We start from the raw sequence: 6,445 nt of genomic DNA, 5'->3' as shown, positions 1-6,445 counted from the left end.
AACGGAGGTGTTTTTGCGTGGGCAAAAACGTATATTCAAGCGAAGTAAAATGGGCAGTTGTCAAAGATAAATTAAGTGGTGAGTTAACAACTAACGAAATTATGGAGAAACATGGAATCAAAAATAAATCCCAGGTTGAAACTTGGATGAGATGGTATCGTGCAAATGAAATGTATCGTTTTGATCAACCTATAGGTAAACAATATACCTTCGGTCACGGGCCAGAACTTTCGAGTGAAGCGGACAAGAAGGAACGACAGTTGTCCCATTTAAAGATGGAGAATGAGATTCTAAAAAAGTACATGGAGATCGAAAGGAGATTGAGAAAGAAATAGTTCTTCAGATTGTAGAAAAGCTAAAAAAGAAGTATACGATTACAGCTATTCTATCCGCATTAGGAGTACCACGGGCTACCTACTATAGATGGCGTCTAGAGGGAACCGGTAAGTCGCTTTCGGTGGAAGAGGAAGCCATTATGGAATTGTGTAAACGCACGAAGTATCGGAATGGGCATAGAAAAATCAAAGCACTTCTTAAGATAGAATACAACATAAAGTTGAATCGCAATACCGTTCAAAGCCTTATGCAAAAGCATAATTTACAGTGTCGCATCAAGCCGAAACGAAAGTGGAAATCTCAAGGGGAAAGTATCATAATTGCCCCGGATCTTCTTAAACGTAATTTCACAGCTAGTGAACCAAATCAGAAGTGGGTAACCGACATCACCTATATCCAGTATGGTAGTACGACAAAATATCTTTCAACCATTATGGATTTATACAATAATGAAATTGTTGCTTACAAATTATACGACCATCAACAGACACCACTCGTAATTGACACGTTAAAGGCGGCACTAGCTGCGAGAAACCACCCCACAGGAGTGATTATACATTCGGATCAAGGGAGTGTGTATACGTCATACGCGTATCAAGCCTATATCAAGGATAACGACCTGATCGGCAGCATGTCACGTCGAGGAAACTGTTGGGATAATGCGGTAATTGAATCCTTTCATTCGAGTCTAAAATCTGAAGAATTTCAATACGTTAAATTTAATTCATTACGCAATGATGATGTAGCTGAACGAGTAATAACCTATTTAAATTATTATAACGAAGAACGTATCCAAGAAAAATTAGGCTACCTGACACCCGTAAAATATGGTGAAATGGCAGCCTAATCATGGTGTTTTATATGTGTCTCATATCGCTAGGTCAGTCTAATGTGCCCCCTTTTTTATTGAAACTACCCTACTTTACACTTCGGACATCTGCCATAAATTTCAAACTTATGCCCTTCTATTTCATACTCCGACAAATTGACCGTAACACTATCCATCGGGCAAATCGGAATGGATTTCGTGCCACCACACGCTGTACAAATGAAGTGGTGGTGGTGATGATGATCTGTTGCACATTGCATTCGAAAAAGTCGCTCGCCGTTCAGTTCTGTTTCATCTAAAATACCAAGCTTAGAGAACATGGCAAGATTCCGATAGATCGTATCAAAACTAATGCCCGGATTATCCCGCTCCACTGCCATGCGAACTTCCATAGCTGTTACATAGCGATCCGCTTCATCAAAAAACCGTAATAAGATTTCTCGGTTTTTTGTCCGTTTATAATCATATTTCAATAGAATATCCCATGCTTCATCTATCGACATATTGAAACGCCACCTTTCCTGCTTCTCATGACCGTACTTTTTTTCCAAAAAGTACTAACAGCAAAATAAACACCGACGTAACTACAATGGTCCCTCCAGGCGCGATATCTAAGTAATATGCAGAAATCAGTCCGATAACTACGGCGATTTCTCCGAATAGTATGGAGTATACTAGTGCACCCTTATAGCTTTTAGCCACTTGAATCGCAGCTGCAACAGGCAGTGTCATCAACGAAGAAACGAGCAAAATCCCAACAATTCGCATAGACGCACCAATGACTAGCGCTGTGATAATCATAAATGACGCCTGAATGACGCGTTCATTTATCCCCGATACTCTCGCATACTCTGGATCAAACGCCAATGAAAATAACTCTTTATATAAGAAATATATAAATGCGATCACAATAACAGCAATTAAAATTACGATGTATAAATCCTGCCGACTCACAGCGGACACTGAGCCAAATAAATAGCCAACTAAATCTGTACCGAATCCTTTAGCAAGAGATATAAATATTGCCCCAAAACCAATTCCAGCAGATAAAATAATCGGAATTGCCAGTTCTTCAAAGCTTTTATACACTCTACGCAATCGCTCGATCAATAAAGATCCGACTACCGCCGCACCCATCCCTAAATACACTGGATTAAGCGCAGCGAAAAACAATACTTGCTGACTTAAGTAGAGACTGCCCGCAATCCCTGCAAGTGCTACGTGACTGAGCGCATCTGAAATCATCGACATACGACGCACCACGATAAACAATCCGAGCATCGGTGCAATTAAGCCGATGATCAGTCCAGATAATACAGCATTTTGTAAAAACTCGTATGTGAATATAGCTTCAATCATCTAACCGGCTCCGTTTCTTTTTGATGGAGCCGACGAATAGGATGACCGTACCAGCCCGACAATTCCGTCTCACTCATTTTTTCATAATCTGCATGAACTCCATGGAAATGGATGGAACGATTCAAGCATGCGATATGAGTTGCAAGCTTTGTCACGACATCGATTTCATGTGTCACGAGTAAAATCGCTATTCCGTACTCACGATTCAATTCGCTAAGCATAGAATAGAAGGATTCAACATTTTGTCTGTCAATCCCCACTGTCGGCTCATCCATAATCAGCAAATCCGGGTGACTCACGAGGGCTCTTGCAATAAAGACACGCTGTTGCTGACCTCCTGACAGATCACCTATACTTTCATCTTTACGGTCTGCCATTTTCACTACATGCAACGCGTCGATAGCTCGCTGTTCATCCTCTTTATTGAACCGTTTGAACAGTCCCTTTTTACTCGTTAAACCGCTTTTCACGACTTCCAATACCGTAGCTGGGAACTTCGTCGTAAATGCGTTCGACTTTTGAGAGACGTAGCCGATTCGTTGCTGTTGGTTAAAAGAATCTATAGGCCCGCCAAACAGTTCAATCGTGCCTTGTGACGGTTTCAGCAATCCTAATATGATTTTTAATAATGTAGATTTACCCGAACCGTTTGGACCGATTAACGCCCAAAACTCCCCTTGTTTCACTTCTAAACTGACATCAGATAGCGCAATGGAATGGTTAAATTTATGCGTAATATGCTCTAAGTTAATAATGGAATTTGTCATATACATATCCCTTCCTTTAATTCGGAATCATTCCGATTACTTTATGAATTATATAGTAAGATGCGAAGGGATACAACCAATTGAGAGGAATTGATGAAGATGGATTTACTTCAGTTAATTCAGGAAATTAAACAACTGCCCGATCAAGAAGCTGTTCATTACGCGGCAAGTTACGGTGTGGAATTGTCTATTAAAGAAGTACAGCAGTTACGTCCTTTGCTTGATGAGGTTTCATTCACTTGGCTGTTTACAGGCATTCCTCCCGTATTTATTGAAAAAATCACATCAATCATTGGATACGAGAAAACTATGCTGTATATGGAACAGTATAAACTACAATAAAAAAGCGTTGCATATATGCAACGCTTTTCATTTTCAGTTATTCAATTCTTCTAATCGAGCAGGAGTGAATTGATGATTTTTTAACATGTCAATTTCTACTGCATAAGGTGCTTTTTTATTCGCTTTATCTGTTCCGATAAATGGTGTTTCCAAGATTTTTGGAACCTCTTTAAATGCCGGATGATGAACGATATAAGCTAACGGTTCGAAGCCGATATGCCCCATGCCGATATTTTCGTGGCGATCTTTTCCAGCGCCGCAAATGTTTTTGCTGTCGTTAACGTGGATAACAGAAATACGATCCAGTCCGACAATATGGTTAAATTGATCTAAGACACCTGAGAAGTCATTGACGATATCATAGCCTGAATCGTGGACGTGGCATGTATCAAAACATACGGATAAACGTTCGTTATGCTTCACACCGTCGATGATCTTCGCGATTTCGTCAAAACTTCTACCACATTCTGTTCCTTTACCAGCCATCGTTTCAAGTGCGATGCGAACATTTGCGTCTTCAGATAACACTTCATTTAAGCCTTCAATAATTTTGTCGATGCCTGTTTCTGCTCCAGCACCCACATGTGCACCCGGATGGAGGACGATTTGGTTGGCACCAAGCGCTTCAGTACGCTGGATCTCTTGTTGTAAAAAGTCTACGCCCAGACGAAACGTTTCAGGCTTTGTAGTATTCGCAAGGTTGATAATATACGGCGCATGGATGACAAGATTTGATTGACCGTTTTGCTCCATACTCTGTATACCACTTTCAATATTTAATTCTTCAATTGGTTTACGTCTCGTGTTCTGAGGTGCTCCCGTATAGATCATGAATGTATTGGCTCCATAGCTCAGAGCCTCTTCACTTGAGCCAAGCAGCATCTTTTTACCACTCATGGATACGTGAGAACCTAGAAGGATATCATCTTGTGTCATGATTTCTTCTTAATTCTCCTTTGTCTTCTTTTAAAGTTCTCTTTTTGTTCTGCCATCTTTTTCTTGTAACCCGGCTTTACTTTATCCGGCTTACGAATAAAGGAATCCGCTTTTTTATCAATTTCATCCACTTCACGTACACGTTTCTTACGTGCTTGACGCTCTTTTACTTCAATCCACTCACCATTTTTGACATCTTCGTGAATGAAAGGAATACCAAGCTTTTCAATTTGATTTATCGCATCTTCATCAGACGGTTCGTACAACGTAATCGCATGACCTTGCATGCCTGCCCGTGCAGTACGTCCTACGCGGTGAACGAAGAATTCGAGGTCATCTGGTAACTCAAAGTTAATAACGTGACTGACACCAGGAATATCGATCCCTCTTGCCGCCAAGTCAGTTGCCACGATGTATTGATACTCTAGATCGCGTACTTGCTTCATAACACGTGTACGTTCTCGTGGTGTTAAATCACCGTGGATTTTTCCAGGCTTATGGCCGTGTTCTGCCAAATAGGTAGCTAGACGATCAGCGTTTTGCTTTGTATTCATGAAGATAATCGCAAGATATGGCTGTAGGGCATCCATCACGTGAAGGAGTTTCTTATTTTTATCCATACTTCTAACAGGAACCAATGAATAACGCATATTCTCCGTCAACGGTTTCTTATCATCCATCCGCACATGAACGGGTGAGTTCATATACTTCGACAAGAATGGCTTAAGTTTCTCAGGAATCGTTGCAGAGAATACATACATGCTGATCTTCTCCGGCATTCTTGAAGCAAACTTATCAATATCTTCAATAAAGCCCATATCAAATGCAAGGTCTGCTTCGTCAATGACAAGCTGAGAAGCTGTGTGGATCGGTAATGCGCCGGTTTCCGACAGATCTTGGATACGTCCTGGTGTACCGACGATGATGTGCGGTGTGCTCTTCAAGCGTTCAGCAGAGCGTTTTTTATCTGTACCGCCAATCAAGATCGCACTTTTGATCTCCGTTCCTTCAATTAGCTTTTTCAATTCATCATGAAGCTGAACAGCTAATTCACGTGTCGGTGCTGTAATGACCGTTTGCAGTTCGTTCTGCTCCGGCTTGAGTTTTTCAACGAGTGGAATTAGGAAACTATGAGATTTCCCTGTTCCTGTATGGGCTTGTCCAATAGCACTTGTGTTTTTCATGATCAATGGAATCATTTCTTTTTGAATCGGTGTTGGTTCTTCAAACCCTAATTTTTGAATGGCTTCCCTCAAAAACGGCTTGAATTGGTAATCAGTAAACTTAGACATATCGTTCCTCCTCTAGATAATTCTTATTGTACCATGATTCGGTGCCATCAGTGGTTTTTTTCGCATAGTATATAGGGGAAACAACTAAAAAATTAGAAAGGAGTTCGTGATGAGATATCAATCATTTTATCCGTTTAGTAATCAGCCACCTCCGTCTAGGATGACACCTGAAACTCCGCCTGTTCAATACAGAGCGCCCACGCCTTTTCCTCAAGGCATGCCGGGCAATTCCAGAGGCATAGGAGAAATGCGTGGCGGTGCTCCACAACAGCAAGCAGGTATGCAAGAAACTGGTCCTTCACGGGCTGATCAATACATGCAAACCGCTAATCGTTTTTTCAATACTGCTCAACAATTCGCACCTTTAGTTCAGCAGTTTGCACCACTTATCCAAAATATACCTGCTATGTGGAGATTATATAAAGGGGTGCAATCTATGCCGGACGCATCGACAGCCTCTGCTGCTTCACGACCAAATAGTCCGCAAACACCTAGATCCGCACCTTCCCAAGCCACTAATCAGCCATCTATACCGCGTATTTTCCAACCTCCCTTCTGAACTCTTTGAATCGTTCACGAATCTC

8 protein-coding genes are annotated in these 6,445 nt (G+C 41.3%); 3 read left to right on the top strand and 5 right to left on the bottom strand.

Going from position 1 to position 6,445, the window contains the following annotated elements; all coding sequences use genetic code 11:
• Nucleotides 1–17: 17 nt before the first annotated feature.
• A protein-coding gene (locus tag H605_RS0113455) for an IS3 family transposase (RefSeq protein WP_155979537.1) occupies nucleotides 18–1,183 on the top strand; the annotation gives its coding sequence in 2 pieces (ribosomal slippage) (nucleotides 18–294 and nucleotides 294–1,183; 1,167 coding nt in all).
• 65 nt (nucleotides 1,184–1,248) lie between these two features.
• On the opposite strand, the gene H605_RS0113450 is transcribed toward H605_RS0113455, so the two are convergent.
• Genes H605_RS0113450 through H605_RS0113440 form a run of 3 tightly spaced genes read right to left on the bottom strand, consistent with a single transcriptional unit; the run spans nucleotide 1,249 to nucleotide 3,291 of the window.
• Nucleotides 1,249–1,668 (bottom strand): Fur family transcriptional regulator, encoded by a 420-nt coding sequence (locus H605_RS0113450; protein ID WP_029054709.1) that lies wholly within the window; start codon nucleotides 1,666–1,668, stop codon nucleotides 1,249–1,251.
• A 25-nt stretch (nucleotides 1,669–1,693) separates the two neighbouring features.
• A complete protein-coding gene (locus H605_RS0113445; protein WP_029054708.1) occupies nucleotides 1,694–2,524 on the bottom strand; it encodes a metal ABC transporter permease in 831 nt (276 codons plus the stop codon).
• Complete coding sequence (locus H605_RS0113440; protein WP_029054707.1) at nucleotides 2,521–3,291, bottom strand: metal ABC transporter ATP-binding protein; 771 nt, start codon at nucleotides 3,289–3,291, stop codon at nucleotides 2,521–2,523. Before H605_RS0113440 ends, H605_RS0113445 begins: the two co-directional genes overlap by 4 nt.
• A gap of 99 nt (nucleotides 3,292–3,390) precedes the next feature.
• Here H605_RS0113440 and H605_RS0113435 point away from each other — a divergent pair, with 99 nt between their 5' ends.
• Nucleotides 3,391–3,633, top strand: coding sequence for a hypothetical protein (locus tag H605_RS0113435; protein WP_029054706.1), 243 nt, complete (start codon nucleotides 3,391–3,393; stop codon nucleotides 3,631–3,633).
• A 33-nt stretch (nucleotides 3,634–3,666) separates the two neighbouring features.
• Here the strand turns inward: H605_RS0113435 and H605_RS0113430 are convergent, their stop codons facing one another.
• Together H605_RS0113430 and H605_RS0113425 are read right to left on the bottom strand one after the other, a co-directional pair.
• Nucleotides 3,667–4,569, bottom strand: a complete 903-nt coding sequence (locus H605_RS0113430) for a deoxyribonuclease IV (RefSeq protein WP_198040324.1) — start codon at nucleotides 4,567–4,569, stop codon at nucleotides 3,667–3,669.
• Nucleotides 4,566–5,861: a DEAD/DEAH box helicase gene (locus H605_RS0113425; protein WP_029054704.1), complete on the bottom strand. Its 1,296-nt coding sequence runs from the start codon at nucleotides 5,859–5,861 to the stop codon at nucleotides 4,566–4,568. The genes H605_RS0113430 and H605_RS0113425 overlap by 4 nt, the downstream gene beginning before the upstream one ends.
• Before the next feature lie 109 nt (nucleotides 5,862–5,970).
• Here H605_RS0113425 and vrrA point away from each other — a divergent pair, with 109 nt between their 5' ends.
• A complete protein-coding gene (gene vrrA / locus H605_RS18455) occupies nucleotides 5,971–6,420 on the top strand; it encodes a VrrA/YqfQ family protein (protein WP_051210590.1) in 450 nt (149 codons plus the stop codon).
• Nucleotides 6,421–6,445: the final 25 nt, after the last annotated feature.

Origin of the sequence: Sporosarcina ureae DSM 2281 (assembly GCF_000425545.1) — a bacterium.
Classification (GTDB): Bacteria; Bacillota; Bacilli; order Bacillales_A; family Planococcaceae; genus Sporosarcina; species Sporosarcina ureae.
This window is presented reverse-complemented; position numbering and strand designations above follow the sequence as displayed.

Coding starts and splice junctions, on each gene's coding strand:
- H605_RS0113450 (WP_029054709.1), bottom strand. CDS start 1,668: ATGTCGATAGATGAAGCATGGGATATTCTATTGAAATATGATTATAAA.
- H605_RS0113445 (WP_029054708.1), bottom strand. CDS start 2,524: ATGATTGAAGCTATATTCACATACGAGTTTTTACAAAATGCTGTATTA.
- H605_RS0113440 (WP_029054707.1), bottom strand. CDS start 3,291: ATGACAAATTCCATTATTAACTTAGAGCATATTACGCATAAATTTAAC.
- H605_RS0113435 (WP_029054706.1), top strand. CDS start 3,391: ATGGATTTACTTCAGTTAATTCAGGAAATTAAACAACTGCCCGATCAA.
- H605_RS0113430 (WP_198040324.1), bottom strand. CDS start 4,569: ATGACACAAGATGATATCCTTCTAGGTTCTCACGTATCCATGAGTGGT.
- H605_RS0113425 (WP_029054704.1), bottom strand. CDS start 5,861: ATGTCTAAGTTTACTGATTACCAATTCAAGCCGTTTTTGAGGGAAGCC.
- vrrA (WP_051210590.1), top strand. CDS start 5,971: ATGAGATATCAATCATTTTATCCGTTTAGTAATCAGCCACCTCCGTCT.